General features: G+C 38.2%; 17 protein-coding genes. All 17 read right to left on the bottom strand.

Going from position 1 to position 16,451, the window contains the following annotated elements; genetic code table 11:
• The 17 genes from atpG to C9J35_RS05100 all read right to left on the bottom strand — a co-directional run bounded on the left by atpG (position 1) and on the right by C9J35_RS05100 (position 16,444).
• The gene (gene atpG / locus C9J35_RS05020; RefSeq protein ID WP_107923657.1) at positions 1-858 is read right to left on the bottom strand and encodes an ATP synthase F1 subunit gamma; all 858 of its coding nucleotides are present in this window, start codon (positions 856-858) and stop codon (positions 1-3) included.
• 47 nt (positions 859-905) lie between these two features.
• On the bottom strand, positions 906-2,414 hold the full coding sequence (gene atpA / locus C9J35_RS05025; RefSeq protein WP_107923658.1) for a F0F1 ATP synthase subunit alpha: 1,509 nt from the start codon (positions 2,412-2,414) through the stop codon (positions 906-908).
• 28 nt (positions 2,415-2,442) lie between these two features.
• On the bottom strand, positions 2,443-2,979 hold the full coding sequence (locus C9J35_RS05030) for a F0F1 ATP synthase subunit delta (protein ID WP_107923659.1): 537 nt from the start codon (positions 2,977-2,979) through the stop codon (positions 2,443-2,445).
• Entirely contained in the window at positions 2,976-3,494 is a 519-nt protein-coding gene (gene atpF / locus C9J35_RS05035; RefSeq protein ID WP_054767378.1) for a F0F1 ATP synthase subunit B, read from the bottom strand. Before atpF ends, C9J35_RS05030 begins: the two co-directional genes overlap by 4 nt.
• 173 nt (positions 3,495-3,667) lie before the next feature.
• A complete protein-coding gene (gene atpE, locus C9J35_RS05040) occupies positions 3,668-3,880 on the bottom strand; it encodes a F0F1 ATP synthase subunit C (RefSeq protein ID WP_010857993.1) in 213 nt (70 codons plus the stop codon).
• A 63-nt stretch (positions 3,881-3,943) separates the two neighbouring features.
• On the bottom strand, positions 3,944-4,657 hold the full coding sequence (gene atpB / locus C9J35_RS05045; protein WP_054767377.1) for a F0F1 ATP synthase subunit A: 714 nt from the start codon (positions 4,655-4,657) through the stop codon (positions 3,944-3,946).
• A gap of 34 nt (positions 4,658-4,691) precedes the next feature.
• Positions 4,692-5,063 (bottom strand): ATP synthase subunit I, encoded by a 372-nt coding sequence (locus tag C9J35_RS05050; RefSeq protein ID WP_107923660.1) that lies wholly within the window; start codon positions 5,061-5,063, stop codon positions 4,692-4,694.
• 537 nt (positions 5,064-5,600) lie between these two features.
• Positions 5,601-6,722, bottom strand: coding sequence for a non-hydrolyzing UDP-N-acetylglucosamine 2-epimerase (wecB, locus tag C9J35_RS05055; RefSeq protein WP_107923661.1), 1,122 nt, complete (start codon positions 6,720-6,722; stop codon positions 5,601-5,603).
• Positions 6,723-6,900: 178 nt separating this feature from the next.
• Complete coding sequence (gene upp, locus C9J35_RS05060) at positions 6,901-7,530, bottom strand: uracil phosphoribosyltransferase (RefSeq protein ID WP_107923662.1); 630 nt, start codon at positions 7,528-7,530, stop codon at positions 6,901-6,903.
• Between the two features lie 266 nt (positions 7,531-7,796).
• A complete protein-coding gene (locus C9J35_RS05065; protein ID WP_107923663.1) occupies positions 7,797-9,953 on the bottom strand; it encodes an EAL domain-containing protein in 2,157 nt (718 codons plus the stop codon).
• 299 nt (positions 9,954-10,252) lie between these two features.
• Positions 10,253-11,494 (bottom strand): serine hydroxymethyltransferase, encoded by a 1,242-nt coding sequence (glyA, locus tag C9J35_RS05070; RefSeq protein ID WP_054767375.1) that lies wholly within the window; start codon positions 11,492-11,494, stop codon positions 10,253-10,255.
• Between the two features lie 61 nt (positions 11,495-11,555).
• The gene (locus tag C9J35_RS05075) at positions 11,556-12,098 is read right to left on the bottom strand and encodes a TIGR01440 family protein (RefSeq protein WP_054767374.1); all 543 of its coding nucleotides are present in this window, start codon (positions 12,096-12,098) and stop codon (positions 11,556-11,558) included.
• A gap of 112 nt (positions 12,099-12,210) precedes the next feature.
• Positions 12,211-12,648 carry a ribose 5-phosphate isomerase B gene (gene rpiB / locus C9J35_RS05080; protein WP_107923664.1) on the bottom strand — a complete coding sequence of 146 codons (438 nt, stop codon included), beginning with the start codon at positions 12,646-12,648 and terminating at the stop codon, positions 12,211-12,213.
• Positions 12,649-13,006: 358 nt separating this feature from the next.
• A complete protein-coding gene (locus C9J35_RS05085) occupies positions 13,007-14,290 on the bottom strand; it encodes a methyl-accepting chemotaxis protein (protein WP_107923665.1) in 1,284 nt (427 codons plus the stop codon).
• 8 nt (positions 14,291-14,298) lie between these two features.
• Positions 14,299-14,739, bottom strand: a complete 441-nt coding sequence (locus C9J35_RS05090) for a low molecular weight protein arginine phosphatase (protein WP_107923666.1) — start codon at positions 14,737-14,739, stop codon at positions 14,299-14,301.
• Positions 14,740-14,764: 25 nt separating this feature from the next.
• Positions 14,765-15,262, bottom strand: coding sequence for a manganese efflux pump MntP (locus C9J35_RS05095; protein WP_107923667.1), 498 nt, complete (start codon positions 15,260-15,262; stop codon positions 14,765-14,767).
• A 147-nt stretch (positions 15,263-15,409) separates the two neighbouring features.
• Positions 15,410-16,444 (bottom strand): L-threonylcarbamoyladenylate synthase, encoded by a 1,035-nt coding sequence (locus C9J35_RS05100; protein WP_107923668.1) that lies wholly within the window; start codon positions 16,442-16,444, stop codon positions 15,410-15,412.
• Between the last annotated feature and the right edge of the window lie 7 nt (positions 16,445-16,451).

Consider the following 16,451-nt stretch of genomic DNA (forward strand, 5'->3'; position numbering starts at 1 on the left):
CTATTCTAAGGCTGCAGCTCCACCAACGATTTCTGTAATTTCTTGTGTAATTGCTGCTTGACGTGCACGGTTATATTGCAACGACAGATCTGCGATAAGATCAGATGCATTATCAGTTGCATTTTTCATAGCAGTCATACGAGAAGCATGTTCACTTGCTTTTCCATCTAATAGTGCGCCATAAACTAAGCTTTCCGCGTATTGTGGAAGTAATACTTCAAGAATTGCTTCACCAGATGGTTCAAATTCATAAGAAGCCTTGCTGTTTACAGGTGCAATATCTGTTAATGGAAGAAGTTTTTTCTCTGTCACTTCGTTAGCAATTGCGCTGACAAAGTGATTATAGTACATATAAAGTTCATCATACGTACCGTCAATGAACATACCAACAGCATTACGAGCGATTTCTTTAATATCAGCGAATGTTGGTTGGTCAGGAAGAGCAACAACACTGCTGATGACATTATGATCACGTTTCACAAAGTAATCACGAACAACACGACCTACTGCTAAAACCACGTATTCGTTTTTAGATTTATGACGCTCGTTGATTGTACGTTGCACTTGACGTAGGATACTTGAGTTGTAAGCACCTGCAAGACCACGGTCAGAACCAATGACTAAGTAAGCTGTTTTCTTTACAGGACGAGCAGTTAACATTGGATGTCCACTGTCTTTTGTACCTGCTGCAATCGCGCCTACTACGTCCTGGATTTTTTCCATGTAAGGAACGTACGCTTTAGCATTTTGCTCCGCACGACGTAACTTTGAAGAAGAAACCATCTGCATCGCTTTCGTAATTTGTTTCGTACTCTTTGTAGAATTAATACGACCTTTTATTTCGCGTAAGTTTACCACTGGTATTTCACCACCTTTTGTTTTTTAGTCAAGTGACTATCTCGAGCTTATTCAGATTTAGCGAAAGTTTTTTTGAATGCAGTTAATGCTGCTTCATACTCAGCGTCTGATGCAAGTTCTTTTGTAGTACGAACATGATCTAAAACGTTAGTGTGGTTTGAATCTAACCAGCTTAAGAATTCGTTTTCGAAACGAACGATATCTTGTACTGGAATATCATCTAAATGACCTTTAGTTAATGCATAAAGGATCGCAACTTGTTTTTCAACTTTAAGTGGTTTGTTTAGGTCTTGTTTAAGCACTTCAACCGTACGTTTACCACGCTCAAGTTTAGCAAGTGTGATTTTATCTAAATCTGAACCGAATTGAGCAAATGATTCAAGCTCACGGAATGCAGCTAAGTCAAGACGTAGTGTACCCGCAACTTTTTTCATTGCTTTAATTTGAGCTGATCCACCTACACGTGATACAGAAAGACCGGCGTTAATCGCTGGACGTACACCTGAGTTGAATAAGTCAGATTGTAAGAAGATTTGACCATCAGTAATTGAGATTACGTTTGTTGGGATGTATGCAGAGATATCCCCAGCTTGCGTCTCTACGAATGGAAGAGCTGTGATAGAACCACAGTTGTAAGTTTCATTTAACTTTGCAGCACGTTCAAGTAAGCGGCTGTGTAAGTAGAATACGTCACCAGGATAAGCTTCACGACCTGGAGGACGGCGTAGAAGAAGCGAAAGTTCACGGTAAGCTGATGCCTGTTTAGAAAGATCATCATACACGATTAATACGTGCTTACCTTGTAACATGAATTCTTCTGCCATAGAAACACCAGCAAATGGTGCTAAGTATAGTAATGGAGCTGGTTGAGATGCAGCTGCAGTTACAACGATTGTGTAATCTAATGCACCGTGTTTACGTAAAGTTTCAACTACACCACGTACAGTTGATTCTTTTTGACCGATTGCAACATAGATACAAATCATGTTTTCACCAGTTTGGTTTAAGATTGTATCGATTGCTACAGATGTTTTACCAACTTGACGGTCACCAATGATTAACTCACGTTGTCCACGACCGATTGGTACTAAAGCGTCAATCGCTTTGATACCAGTTTGTAATGGTTCATGTACTGATTTACGAGCCATTACACCGAAAGCTGGACTTTCGATTGGACGAGATTTTGTAGTGTTGATAGGACCTTGTCCATCCACTGGTTGACCAAGTGGGTTTACAACACGGCCAATTAGTTCTTCACCAACTGGTACTTCCATAATACGACCTGTACGACGAACTTCATCGCCTTCTTTGATGTCTGTGTATGGACCTAAGATAACGATACCAACGTTACCTTCTTCTAGGTTTTGAGCCATACCCATAACACCGTTAGAGAACTCTAAAAGTTCCCCAGCCATGGCGTTGTCGAGGCCATGAGCAAGAGCGATACCGTCACCAATACGGATAACTGTACCAACTTCGCTTACTTTAAGTTCAGATTCATAATTCTCAATCTGTTGTTTAATCAGACTGCTGATTTCTTCAGCCTTGATGCCCATGTATGTCACCTCTCACATTTCTAAATTATTAACCGATTAATTCACGTTTTAGACGCTCAAGCTTGTTCGCTACTGAGCTATCATAAATATGGTTACCGATTTGAACACGAATACCACCTAATAATGAAGGATCGATTTCGTTTGTAATGTTTAATGATTGTTTTCCAACAAGTTTTGCAAACGTTGCAGAAATTTTAGCGCTTTCTTCACCAGAAAGTTCACGAGTAGAGAATACAGTTGCGTCTGCAGAACCTTGTGCTTGTGAGGCAAGTTCAGCATATGCATCAGCAATAAGTTTCACTTCGTTTACACGTTTTTTCTCAACAAGTAGTTGAATTGTGTGTACAAACTCAGGTGTTGCAGCAGCAAAGATTTCAGCTACCATTTGTTTCTTACGTTCAATCGAGAACTTAGGTGCGCTTAAAAGCGTTAAGAAATCCGGAGATTCTTTTACAACTTTTGTAAGTTCACTTAAATCTGTTCCAACTTCTGCAAGAATATTTTTTTGCTGCGCTAGTTCAAAAAGCGCTTGAGCATAACGTTTTGCTACAGTTGAATTACTCATTGAGCTTCCCCTGCCTTCGCAATCGTCTCTTCTATAAGAGCACGGTTGTCTGCCTCAGAAATCTCTTTGCTAAGGACTTTAGATGCTGCAAGTACAGATAATGAAACGACTTCATCACGTACTGCTGCAATAGCTTTTTCTTTTTCAGACTCGATTTCACGTAAAGCCGATTCTTTTAAGCGGTTAGCTTCATTGCGAGCTACAGTAAGAATTTCTTCTTTTTGCATTTCGCCTTGCTTCTTAGCGCCCTCAACAATCGATTGTGCTTCTGTGCGAGCTTCTTTAAGAAGGCTCTTTTGTTCTTCTAAAAATTTGTGAGAATCTTTGCGCGCTTTTTCAGCTGCTTCGATTTCACTAGCTACTAATTCTTCACGTTGTTGCATGATGCCCATAAGTGGACCCCAAGCGAACTTTTTAAGTAGAAGCATTAATACTATGAAAATCACTAATGTAGCAATGATGTCACCGCCGTTAAAACCAACGCCTGCACCAAGTACAAGATTATCTAAAAACACGATTGTTTCACTCCCTTCAAGAGCTTTGACTTCAACATAATAATTTGTTTCGAAAACTTACCTATTTTAAAAAGCTATATTTGCACATAGCTTTAATCAGTTCCAAAATGAAGGGCGAAGTTTCATCTGGAGAATCCTGCTTCGCCACTACTAAAATTCAGTAAACAACTGAATTATTTGTTCATTACGATGAATGCTACTACTACTGCGATGATCGGAAGGGCTTCAACTAATGCAACCCCGATGAACATTGTTGTTTGAAGAACGCCACGTGCTTCTGGTTGGCGAGCGATACCTTCTACTGTTTTTGATACGATAAGACCGTTACCGATACCTGCACCAAGTGCACCTAAACCGATTGCGATTGCTGCTGCTAATAAACCCATTTGAAAATTTCCTCCTTGGAATTGTATGTTTTTTTGTTTTAAGCATAAAATTTATGCTTTATATTAATGGTCATCGCTCACTTTATGAGCCATGTAAACCATTGTTAACATTGTGAAGATAAAGGCTTGGATTAAGCCAATGAAAATAGAGAAACCTTGCCATGCCATCATTGGTACGATTGCACCGATTGCACCGACAAACCCAGATGTTGCTAGTCCGGCGATTAACGCAAGTAAAATTTCACCTGCATAAATGTTACCGTAAAGACGCAGACCTAATGTTAATGTGTTTGCAAATTCTTCAATGATTTTAAGTGGGAACATGAATGACATCGGTTTGAAGAATGTACCAACATAATGGCCTGTCCCCTTCATTTTGATACCATAGTATTGCGTTAATACTAAAATCATTGCTGCAAGTGTCATAGTAACAGTTGGGTCAGCTGTTGGTGATTTCCACCAAAGTGTGTGTCCATAAACGATAGAGAACGGAAGACCTACTAAGTTAGATACTGCGATAAACATAATAAGTGTGATACCTAAAATATGAAAACGTCCACCAGTTTTCCAGTCCATGTTGCTTTTAATGATATTCTTTACGAAATCCATAATCCATTCCATAAAGTTTTGCATACCAGTTGGTTTCAATTTTAAGCTTCTAGTTGCAAAAAAAGCGATTAAGAATACGATTGTTGCGGCAACTAGTAACATCATAACTGTTGATAAGTTAAAAGTTAAGAAACTGACTGGTGTCCATAACGGAGCTTCATGATTCATTGTTATTTTTCACCTCTCTTTCTAATAAAGCACATTAGTGGTTCCTTACATGAGATACAATTCTCTCGACAAAGAGAAAAACGTACGGAATCATTAGCCCTATGACCGTGCTAATTAAGTGAAAATAGTTTGGCAACGAAATGGCTATAGCGACTGCCGCCACACCTGATCCGAAGCGAAGCGCTGAACCAAGCGAGCCTATTTTCTTCCCTTCACTAATGGAACGATCAAACTTCTCCATACGGCGAACCAAAATCCAAAAATTATACGTACCAAAAAATGCACCGATTGCGATGCCCGCAAAAACAGATTGATAGGACGTCAAGCCCCAGCCTAATGCGCAAAGTGCGAGCAAAAAAAATAACGCTCTCTTCTGCACAGCAAAAATGTGATGCAAATCTAGCATTGGTTTGTAGTCTCCTGAATCATTTTTTCGAGTAAAGAAAACGTTTGCTGACCACTTTGTGAAATCAGAAAAGAGCAGTGAAAAACACTACTCACAGCGGAATAGTAATGGGAGCGTTATCATGAAATTACAGGTGTAAATTCCTAATAATGCCTTACACCCCTTACTTACTCGGTGTTAAACCGAAACGCACAAAACGTTGCAAATCGACAGTGTTTATTTTAACTGTCAATTTAGTAGAAACTTGATATAACAAGTGTTTCAACGTCTATTAACGATTAGAAACCCTTATCATTCTTACCCTTTGTAAGCATACAATAGGTGATATTTGAAGTCAATTAGTAAAGGAGAAAAACTTCACAGCCACTATACTCTTGTCAAATTGTTGACAAATTTGTGTATGAAATATCATATACTGTGAAATATTTTTCACATCTATGCATAAAAAAGCTAATTTACGACAGAATTTCGTTCGTAAATTAGCTTCATAGTAACAATAGGTACATTTGACTTATTTTTTATTTCAGAAATAGTATATTATTGGCTTTTATGCAAAAATTCCAAGAGAGCTTTTACTATTCGTTCTGAAGCATGTCCATCTCCATAAGGATTTGATGCTTTTGCCATAGCTTCATATGCATTTGTATCTTCTAATAATTGCTTTGCAAGTGAATAAATTGTTTCCTCATCTGTTCCTGCTAGCTTCAGCGTTCCTGCTGCAATTCCTTCTGGACGCTCCGTTGTATCGCGTAGGACTAGTACTGGCTTACCAAGTGACGGCGCTTCCTCTTGAACGCCACCTGAATCAGTTAGAATCATGTATGAGTTTGCCGCAAAGTTATGGAAGTCAAATACTTCGAGTGGTTCAATTAAATGCACTCGCTTATTGTCTCCTAAAATTTCATTAGCAATCTCTCGAACTGCTGGGTTCATATGCACAGGATAGACAACCTGTACATCCTCATGCTCCGATAAAATACGAGTAATTGCTCGGAACATATGGCGCATGGGTTCCCCTAAATTTTCACGTCTATGCGCTGTCAATAAGATCATACGATCATTACCTATTTTATCTAATACAGGATGCGTATAGTGCTCACTTACTGTTGTTGCTAATGCATCAATAGCCGTGTTACCCGTCACAAAAATAGTGTCTTGATTTTTGTTTTCATCCAAAAGATTTTTCTTTGATACTTCCGTTGGCGCGAAGTGAAGGTCAGCCATAACGCCCGTCAACTGACGATTCATCTCTTCTGGATAAGGTGAATATTTATTCCATGTGCGAAGACCTGCTTCCACATGACCAATTGCAATTTGATTATAAAAAGCGGCTAGACTCGCAATAAAAGTTGTTGCTGTATCACCATGTACTAATACGATATCAGGTTTGGATTCCTTCATGACTTTGTCTAAGCCTTGTAAAGCATTCGTTGTCACGTCAATTAAAGTTTGACGATCCTTCATAATATTTAAATCATAGTCTGGTGTAATTTTAAATGTTTCCAATACTTGATCGAGCATTTGGCGATGTTGTGCAGTCACTGTCACAATCGATTCCACTTGCTCAGGATGCTTTTGTAATTCCAATACGAGCGGAGCCATTTTAATCGCCTCTGGTCTCGTACCGAATATCGTCATCACTTTCCATTTTTTCATCAAAACGATGTGCACCGTCCTTTGTTATATTGTACCAGTGCAATTACCGCTATACCTCCAGCCTTGTGTGGTGGTGTAATTGCCAAAGATACTATGAAACGTCCTTCAATAAAGAAGGACGTTTCAAGAGTTATTAAGTTGCTTTCAAGTCAAACCTAACGATGCGTTTGAGCATTACTTATTATTTTGTACCGAATAGACGGTCCCCTGCATCTCCTAAGCCAGGTACAATATAGCCATGGTCATCTAACTTTTCATCAAGTGCAGCAATATAGATGTCTACATCTGGATGCTCTTCTTGAATAACTTTTACACCCTCAGGCGCCGCAATTAAGCACATGAATTTAATGCTTTTCGCACCACGTTTTTTCAGTGAGTTGATCGCCTCTACTGCTGAACCACCTGTTGCAAGCATTGGGTCTACAATGATGAAATCACGTTCTTCTACATCTGCTGGGAGTTTTGCATAGTACTCAACAGGTTTTAAAGTTTCTGGGTCACGATATAGACCAATATGACCAACTTTTGCTGCTGGAATTAGCTTTAAAACGCCGTCTACCATGCCGATACCTGCACGTAGAATTGGTACGATAGCAATCTTTTTCCCAGAAAGAACTTTTGTTTTTGCAATTGTTACTGGTGTCTCAATTTCAATCTCTTCAATTGGCATATCACGTGTGATTTCAAATGCCATTAATGTTGCGACCTCGTCTACCAGCTCACGGAATTCTTTTGTTCCTGTCTTCTTATCACGAATATAAGTTAACTTATGTTGGATTAGTGGATGATCAAATACGTATACTTTGCTCAAAGGGGTTCTCTCCTAACCGTTCGGATTTCATTTTTATCCCGTACTAACGGGTGCTAAAACACCACCTCAAAATGAAGTCTAAGCAAGACGTTTCAGTGGGATTAAGCATCTGTAAGTACCCGATTTATTCAACTAATAGTCGATGGAATACCCCATCGATTTAAGTTTCATTTTATCTCAACTAGTATAACAGAAAAAAGGAGTCGCCTCAAAATTAAATTCAAGATGACTCCTTTTCTAGAATGTTTGCTACATGTAAAAGCGATTTATACATCAAGTATGGCATCAAGACGCTCAAACGACATCGGTTTATAATAGAAGTAACCTTGCCCTACCGTACAACCGAGCGCACGTAATATTTCAACCTGCTCCTCGTTTTCTATACCTTCAGCTACGGATGTCATCCCCAAATTTAAAGCCAGCTGAATAATTGAACGAACAATAGCGAGAGTAGCTGCATCATTAATATCGTTAATAAAACTTCGGTCAATTTTCAATTCAGTAAATGGCAGTCGTTGCAAATAGCTCAAGGAAGAAAAGCCTGTGCCAAAGTCATCCACTGACGTATTAAAACCATAACTTTTAAGTTCTTGTATAATAGCTAGTGCTGTTTGGAAATCTACTAAGCCAATATTTTCAGTTACTTCTAATATAATATAACTTGGCTCGATATTGTATTTTTGGACTAATTTCAATACATCTTTCACGAACAGGGGATAGTAGAAATGATCAGGTGATATATTGACTGCAACTTTCACCAGCTTTTTCCCCAATTGCTGTCGATTAGCTAGCCATGCAAGAACCTGTTCTAATATTTGCGTATCAATTTCTCTCACCTTTCCCGCATTCTCCGCAACTGGAATAAACGCAGTAGGTGATACAAAACCAAGCGTCGGAGAAATCCAACGAGCAAGTGCTTCAATACTTTGAATTTCTCCAGTCCGTAAATCTACTTTAGGTTGGAGATTCACCGAAATCTCTTTGTTCTTGAGTGCATGCGATAAATGATTCAAAACGAGCATTTGTTGCTCTAATACATCATTTCGTTCCTTTGTAAACACTTCCATATGGGTACCAGGTTTATTGGCCGCATAGGATAAGGCGTTATCCGCAAAGCGAATGGCATCAGCAATTTTAATATTCTTATCGAATGAAGCAATTCCTGTTTTTAATGTAATATATATTTGTTTTCCACTTATCGTAAATGGCTGACGTATTAATTCTTTTATCCGTCTATCATAATGCGTCAAATCTTCATAGGAAGTCATATATGAAATAATGAGACTAGAACTCGTAAATCGTGCGATATATTCATTATATTCATGTTTATTGTCATTGAGCCTTTTTGCAATTTGTCTTAATAGCTCATCCCCTGCCTCACGCCCATATAACTCTACAACTTGATGAAATTCACTTGGCTTTAATATTTTTATAAAACCATGTTGTCTTCGCTCTTTCTCTTTTTCGATGCTATTTACAAAGCTATGACGATTGGGCAATCCAGTAGTGATATCCATATAGGCTAAATCCCATATTCTTTTTTGCGTTTTCGCATAGGTATGTGCTAGTGCTACAAGAGACTCAATTTTTTGAAACATCTTCACATAGAAGTTACGATCACTAGGATACTGGCTATGGAATATTGCAAATAAACCTATCACTTGTCGTTGTTGATTGCGAATTGGAACAAACCAGCCTGATTGCTTATTAAATGAATAAGCAAATTTTTTATGTTCTTGTGGTATATCAATTTCTTCAAGATTTTCAACAAAGAAAAACGTCTCTTCCTGCATTGCTCTATGGTAAAATTCATTGAACTCACTTACCTCAGATAATTGACTTCCGTTACCACTAGCCGTGTAAATTTGAAATTGATTTGCTTCCGTTTTTATAAGTATCATGCTGTTCACATAGGGCACGAAAAATTTATTTATAGCCCTACAGACAATATTCATTTTTTTATCAAACGGATTATCCTTTTCAATCGCCTCATACATTGCTTTTTCCAGACAATTTAAAAAATCTTCTGTCTGATGATACGTAACATCCTTCACAAGTAGTAAAACAAATAATGTTTCACCTTTATTATTTTGAAAAGGAAGTGCCTGTATTTCTGACCAAAAAGGTGGCTTTCCAAAGCAATTATGGTGTAGTTTTGCTTGCACCATTGCTCCGTTATGTACTTTTTCCTTAATCATTTCAATCGTTGACATTTGTTCTTTAGCAAGCATCGAAAAATAATCTTTATTGAGTATTTGTGAACTTGTAGAATTCGTAAGCTTACAAAATAAATCATTACATTCTATGATGCTAAAATTATTTTTCACATCAAATATAACGTAGCTTTCATTAGCGTTAACACCTAATTTACGAATAGTAGTTAATAAACTATTATTTTGTATGTCCATTGATTTAGCAATCATCCAACCCCTCCCGTCTGCAACACATTAACCATCTTCTCATTTATATTGTACATAAAAATTCAATAATTTGTCACTTTTATAAAAAAATCTTCTCTTTTAGGACATTATCTGTCCTTCACCCACTATAATATATACCTTCTTATTTAATTTATGTAAAAAAAAGCAAAAATAAGATTATTTTTCTTTATTGATAGAAAATAATATACTCCTTACAGTTTTAACCTGATTTTCTAAAAAAGAAAGGCTGTACCCGAGGTGAATTAATTCACTTTAGGTACAGCCTTGTTCATATTTAATAATTATACATATAAAGGATGTTTGTCAGTTAATGCTTTTACACGATCCTTCGCTTCTGCTTGCACTACTTCATCTTCTGGATTTTTAAGTACTTTAGCGATGATTGCACCTACTTCTTTCATGTCTTCTTCTTTAAAGCCACGAGAAGTAACAGCAGGTGTACCGATACGGATACCAGAAGTAACGAATGGAGATTCTGTATCGTAAGGGATTGTATTTTTGTTTGTTGTGATACCTACTTCATCTAGCGCATGCTCTGCCACTTTACCAGTTAAGCCAAGAGATTTTACGTTAAGTAGTAATAAGTGGTTATCTGTTCCACCAGAAACGATTTCAACACCTTCTGCCATTAACACTTCAGCTAAAGCTTTCGCATTTGCTTTAATCTGTTTTGCATAGTCTTTGAACTCTGGTTGTAATACTTCGCCGAATGCTACAGCTTTTGCCGCGATTACGTGCATTAATGGACCACCTTGGATACCTGGGAAAACAGATTTATTTAACTTTTGTTCCCATTCTTTAGAAGCAAGAATCAATCCTCCACGTGGACCACGTAATGTTTTATGTGTTGTAGAAGTAACAAAATCAGCATATGGTACTGGTGATTGATGTTCACCAGCAGCTACAAGACCTGCAATATGTGCCATATCTACCATGAAATAAGCGCCAATTTCATCAGCGATTTCACGGAATTTAGAGAAGTCAATTTCACGTGGGTATGCAGATGCACCTGCAACAATTAGTTTCGGTTTATGTTCTAATGCTTTTTGACGTACATCTTCATAGTCGATGACCTGTGTATCGTTTGTTACACCGTATTCCACAAAGTTATAAAGCACACCAGAGAAGTTTACAGGTGAACCGTGCGTTAGGTGACCACCATGAGATAAGTTCATGCCAAGAACTGTATCACCAGGTTGTAAAATTGTATGGTATACAGCCATATTTGCTTGTGCACCAGAGTGTGGTTGTACGTTTGCATACTCTGCTCCGAAAATTTCTTTTACACGGTCACGTGCGATATCTTCTACGACGTCTACGTGTTCACAGCCACCATAGTAGCGTTTACCAGGATAGCCTTCAGCATATTTATTTGTAAGAACTGAACCTTGAGCTTCCATAACTGCTTCAGATACAAAGTTTTCTGATGCGATTAACTCAATATTCGCCTGTTGACGTTTTTTTTCTGCTAAAATCCCATCTAATACTGCTTTGTCTTGTACTGCTAATTTTTCGAATGCCATGTTTGAAAAAGCCTCCTAAGTATAATGGTTATTTTAATGTACTTCTAAAAGAGAAGTAGTCTTACATATATACAGCACGCTCGCCGCCTATTAACTTCGGACGTGTTGTTGCAACTGTGACAACAGCTTGTCCTACCATGCGGACAGATGTACGAACTGGAACAGCTACTGCCTTCAAATGCATGCCAATTAATGTTTGACCAATGTCGATACCTGCATTCGCATGCACTGTCTCTATGACAACAGGCTTTACAAATTGTGTATACGCATAGGCTGACATCGATCCACCTGCTGTTCGAACAGGTACAACAGCTACTGGCTCATAGCCAAATTGCTCGGCTATTGCTGCTTCCATCGTTAGAGCACGATTAATATGTTCACAGCCTTGGAACGCTAAATGCAATTGATGTTTCTTTGCAAATGCCTGCAACGGCTCAAAAATTGCCTCTGCGGTTTCAAGCGCGCCTGCTGTGCCAATTTTCTGACCAATCACCTCAGACGTAGAGCAGCCTACGACCAAAATAGTATTTGGTCGTAAGGTTACCTGCTCTTCGAATTCACTGAGTAACTGAGTCAATTGCGTTTGTATCTGCTGTACAACCACTAAGCTCAGCCCCTTATTTAGATGTCTAAGTATTTACGCCTCGTACTTTGAAGATGCTCTGACCATCTTTCATCAGTAAAAGTCTTCTGTTTACGGCATAAATACTATTTTCTCATTGTTCTAATTCAGCAATTTTTTCTACGCGACGGGTATGACGACCGCCTTCAAAATCAGTTTCAAGCCAAGTTCTTGCGATTTCACGTGCTAGGCCAGGACCAATAACACGTTCCCCCATCGCTAAAATGTTCGAATCATTATGGCAGCGTGTTGCCTTTGCACTAAATACATCATGTACTAACGCACAACGAATTCCTTTTACTTTGTTTGCTGCGATCGACATGCCAATGCCTGTGCCACAAATTAAAATACCTTTATCAAATTCCCCGTTCGCAACACCGTCAGAAACTGGCTTTGCATAATCAGGATAGTCTACTGAATCCGCAGATTGTGGACCAAAATCTTCGTAGCTAATATTTAGCTCATCTAACAGTTGCATAATCTCACGACGTAAGTTATTGCCTCCGTGATCAGAAGAAATTGCTATTCTCACTGGGTTCCCTCATTTCGAATTATAGTCAACACTAGTTTACCACTTCTCTCTCAATAATAACACGATTTTTCTTGCATTTTTATGCTGATTTCCCCTGAAAGACGAACATTTCTTGTTATTATATAAAAAATCGTTCATTTTTAAGTCAATTTATTTGTGGATAATGTGAATATCATGTTAATAAATTCGGTTTATGGTCTTTTGTTGTAATATTCCACCTTCTGAAGTTTTTCTACTTTTTCAGTTACCGTGGACAAACTATTTCAATATTTTATCAACAATTATAAAATGTTGTAAAAGCTCCTGACGACAAAAAAAATCGAATTCATTAGCGAAACTAATGAATTCGATTTTTAAACTATGCCTGTCTATCAAATTGTTGGATCATTTTATGCAGTTCTTCGGATTGTTTTTTCAAACCTTGTGCAAGTTGCTCCACTTGCTCGATTGCATATGCTTGCTCCTCTGCGGCACTGCGAACTTCTTGTGCACCCGCCGATGTTTCTTGAGCAATTGCTGCTACTTCTTGTGATTGTCTAGCAGTTGTTTCAATATTGCGCATTTGTTGTTCTATTAATGAAGAAATTTCCACAATTGATGTCGCCATCTCGTGTACACTCGAGGACATACCCTCTACCGCTGTCGTTGTCTCTGATACGCGTGCAGCCTCTTTTGTTGCGAAGGCTACCTGTTGGTTCATTTGCTTTACGACAACCTCAACGTTTTGTTGCATGGTTTGGATAAGTGATGTTATTCCCTGCACAGCTTTTGCGCTTTCATCTGCCAACCCACGAACCTCTTCAGCGACTACTGCAAAGCCTTTTCCATGCTCTCCGGCACGCGCTGCTTCAATGGATGCATTTAACGCTAATAAATTTGTTTGTGAAGCGATGTCGCCAACTAAGCCAATAATACGCTCAACTTGCACTGCATTATCTTCTAGCGCGCGAATACTTACCAATGCCTCATTGTTACCAGCCGCAATTTGCTGAATACTATTGACCAATGTTTCAATAGCTTTCGTTGTTGTCGTTAAATTATGTAAAATCTCTTTTGTTTGCGTTGCTGACTGTTCCGCTCTGCTATTCACTTCTGTTGCAAGTGCTCGGACATCCTCAATTGCCTCAGCAGTATCCTGTACTGCCGTTGCTGATGCCTCTGCTCCAGAGGAAATATGCTTGACAGTTGATGCGATACCTTCCGCTTTTTTTGTTGCAACCTCAGCTTCGTCGGAGAGCTGGATAATCGATTGGTTTGTTTGTTGGAAGTTTTGATCGATACTTTCCACCATTTGTCGTAAATTTAACACCATTTGTTGGAATGCCTCTGCCACTGAGTGAATCTCATCATTTGTTCTTGGCATTTTTACATCCTGTCCAATTTTGCCTTGTGCTACACGAGACGCCGAATACTCAAGTTGTTGTAACGGTTTGATTAAAATGACACTGAATATTGCTGCTAGGATACCTGACCAAGTGATCCCTAATGTATAAGTAAACACTTGAAACAGTTTACGATTAATTTCTGGGAAGAAGGTAGGTTGTACAAATTCAATGAATATAAAACTGATACTATATGTGATTAGTGCAAGAATGCTGACAAATAATACTAGTTTAATGCGTAAACCAAACTGTTTTTTCATAGCGCTCCTCAATTCTTTTCAAGTTTTTTTACTAAGTTATCTACCAATTTATTTAATTCGGTAAATGTTTCTTCATATATTGCTTTATTGCCACCATACGGATCTACAACATTTTCTAAACTACCTATACTCGTATATTCTTTTAGTGTAAAGACCTTTCCTTCTGCATAAGGAAAATTTGCAATGACTGTATCTCTATGAGCTGTTGTCATTGTTAAAATTAAATCCGCCCAGTCCATTTCAGTTTCTGATAATTGCGTGGCTAAATGTTGATGTGTCATATTCGCTTCAGCTAATATTTGCTGCGCATGTGCTGACATTTCAGCATTAGGCATAGCATAAATACCCGCGGAACGAACCTCAACATTATTCATTTGCTTATGCTTTAAAATTACCTCTGCCATTGGACTGCGACAAGTATTTCCTGTACATACAAATAGTATATTCACACCTATCACCCTCCCACTAGTCAATTTATTGCTGGATAGCTAGCATACTCATTATGATAAAAACAATTCCCGCAATAATTTGAATATTTTTTCCAAAAAACACCTGACTCCTTCGCGCTATAACTAAAGCCCCATAAGAACAAATAAGAGCACTTATGCCAGCACTAATGATAAAAATGGTTTTCTCTAAATTGAGCATACCAAAAGAAACACTTACTGAAAAGGTGTCTAGGCTGGCAGTCACAGCTAAAAGGACCGGTGAAATCGTTATTTTTTCATTTTTATGTGAGAATAATAGTAAATGCAGGCCAATACAAAACAATAAAATACTTGAAATCCATTGTCCCCACTCTAACAAGAAACGTACTAAATAATTCCCTAATTCAAATCCTAACAATGGGAAAAGCATATGCAATGCCGCCGTCCACACAGATAATAATAATCGATATCTAATATTTGGTATTAATACGTATAAACCAATTACATCAACAGACGTTAAAATACCTGCAAGAATTCCCTGCAAGAACGCACTCCCTCGCTACCTAATATTTTATCATTTTATGCTAGAAAATACAGTATTATCATAGTTTTTCCCATACATTTATAAAATCTATTAGTAAATGAAAAAACCCAGCTATTTTATTATTGTAAAATAGATGAGTTGAATATTTTATGTTATATACCACTTTCCACCAGCAGCTTTTTCAAGTCTATTCATAATGGCTGCACCTACACCTTCAGTAGATGTTGTCGTTGCTAATATCAATGTAGCTTGTGTTTTGTCACAAGCACGTAAGGCATGGTACAACGCCGCACCCATCTCTTCCTTATTAGCAGCTACACCAATAGAAAAATAATAATCTACTGAAATATTAACAAAACTTTCTGGTGCTAATAGTGCAACTTTATGCCCTTGTGAATGAAGTTGCTGTATAGCCTGTTCCACTTTCTTTTTATCACAATGAATTAAGTATACAGGTGCATTTGGAGCATAATGCGTATATTTCATACCAGGTGCTTTCGGTGTAGATTCCATATGCTGTTCTATTGTTGTCGGCTGGATTACAGGACCAATTGCTTCCTCAAGCATTTCCTTCGTAATACCGCCAGGACGTAATATGACCGGTGGTTCATGTGTTACATCAAGTACAGTCGATTCAAGACCAATGCCTGTAGAACCTCCGTCTAAGATATAAGGTATATAACCTTGTAAATCATCCTTTACATGAATCGCTTCAGTTGGACTTGGCTTTCCACTACGATTTGCACTCGGAGCAGCGAGTGGTTTTTTAATATGGTGGAGCAATGCTAATGCCACAGGATGATCTGGCATACGAATTCCGACAGTGTTCAGTCCTGCTGTCACGCTTTTCGCCAGTACATTTGGCTTTACCGGCATGACGAGTGTAAGTGGGCCTGGCCAAAATAAATCCATGCATTTCATTGCAACTTCTGGAATATTTTCTATATAAAGCTCAACTTCTTCTTTTGTCCCAATGTGGACAATGAGTGGGTTATCTGAAGGGCGACCTTTTGCTTCAAAGATTTTTTTTACTGCATAATCATTTGTTGCAACAGCACCTAAACCATAAACCGTTTCAGTGGGAAATGCCACAACCTCACCTGCATTTAAGATATCCACAGCCTGTGTATAATTTAACTGACTATTCACATTACTGTCCACAATCTTACAAACGGTTTCCATCGCGAAT

It is taken from the genome of Lysinibacillus parviboronicapiens, from assembly GCF_003049575.1.
Taxonomy (GTDB): domain Bacteria; phylum Bacillota; class Bacilli; order Bacillales_A; family Planococcaceae; genus Lysinibacillus; species Lysinibacillus parviboronicapiens.